This is a genomic window from Salegentibacter tibetensis (assembly GCF_020164485.1).
Classification (GTDB): domain Bacteria; phylum Bacteroidota; class Bacteroidia; order Flavobacteriales; family Flavobacteriaceae; genus Salegentibacter; species Salegentibacter tibetensis.
Genome location: NZ_JAIQZA010000082.1, coordinates 1 through 1407 on the forward strand (window position 1 = coordinate 1; position 1407 = coordinate 1407).

The 1407-nt window shown below is 39.6% G+C and carries 1 protein-coding gene; it reads right to left on the bottom strand.

Going from position 1 to position 1407, the window contains the following annotated elements; genetic code table 11:
* Nucleotides 1–80 precede the first annotated feature (80 nt).
* Nucleotides 81–1313, bottom strand: coding sequence for an IS4 family transposase (locus LB467_RS18555; protein WP_224475646.1), 1233 nt, complete (start codon nt 1311–1313; stop codon nt 81–83).
* Between the last annotated feature and the right edge of the window lie 94 nt (nt 1314–1407).

Consider the following 1407-nt stretch of genomic DNA (forward strand, 5'->3'; position numbering starts at 1 on the left):
TCATTGTTGTCCGGTAAAACCGGGATTTAAATTATTCATCAACTTAAGTTGTTGATATTGAGATGTCATATTTCTGTTTTTTAAAAGTAAGCCCCCTTTATCTCTGGGAATAGAGAATTCTGATATTTTAATTTTTTCTGTTTAATCACTTCTCGCCAACTTCCCTCCGGATCTTCTAAAAATCCATACAGGTTGATGTAGTTCATTAACTGTTGCCTTATAATGGACACCAGATTAGAAAAGGCCCATTTCTTTTTTACTTTTCCTTTCACCAAGGTGATCAAAAGGTTGGCTAACATAGCCGTCCAGATCTGTATTTCAATGGCATTTTCATTATCACCTAGAAAATATTTTAGTGGAAAATTCTGTTTGAGCTGCTTGAATAGCAGCTCGATCTGCCATCGTTTTTTATAGATTAAGGCTATCTTTTCAGCTTCTAGCTCCATATTATTGGTGATGAATTCAAATAACCTGTTGTTTTCGCTGTCCCAGTATGCTATGCGCCTGGAATGATGTTTCAGCTGCTTTCCCTCACCATAATATAAAATGATCTCCTCATCCTTCAATACTCCAGAATCAGCATCTTCCGGAATATCAAATTCCTTTCCTGGCTGGTAAGTTGCATTCTCCTTTAATCGAGTCACGTACCATATCTGGCTTTGGGTAAGGGCTTCATATTGAGCATAGTCAACATAGCCTTTATCAAAAGTAATGATAGAACCTTTGACCAGGTTGAAAACTTCTTTCAAGAACATATGGTCGTGTCGTACGGCTTCACTGTATCGGACAAGGCAGGGAACATTCTCGCTAGCCTTGATAATGGTGTGGGCTTTTATTCCGCCCTTCTTTTTGCCTTCCTTGGGATTGCGCCCCACGCCCTTAAGGATGTCCTTAAACAGGGAAATGGTGGTGGAATCCATAATATAAAGACGTTTTAGGTCAGCATCGTTTAACCGGCTGTCCGCTAAACTTTCTGCATGTTTTTGGTAAACACTTTTGTAGATATCCCCAAAAACCGTACTGCTCCGGCGTTTATTGGCCTCAGCAAAAGTACTTCGCCTAACCAGGTAGGATAGGCCTAAATGAGACAGTTTATGCGCATTAGCCAAAAGCCCCAATATCGTTTCTCGTATTGATTGATAGCCTTCTAAGGACACGAAAAGCATTACGACCAGGTGATTATAGGTCGTAAACTTTTTTACATACCGCTCTGCAGCATGCTCCCGAGCTATCTTTCGAACTTCACTTTTGTCAATGAACTTTATTAATTGATTAAATATCGGCTGTCCGTTAAAATCCTTACTTTTACCCATGTCTAGCTTTTTTGTGTCGTAACTCAAAAGTAGACATACCGGGTTAGTGTTCAAATTGCTAGCCCGGTTTATTTTTTTTACCGGACACTAGTGA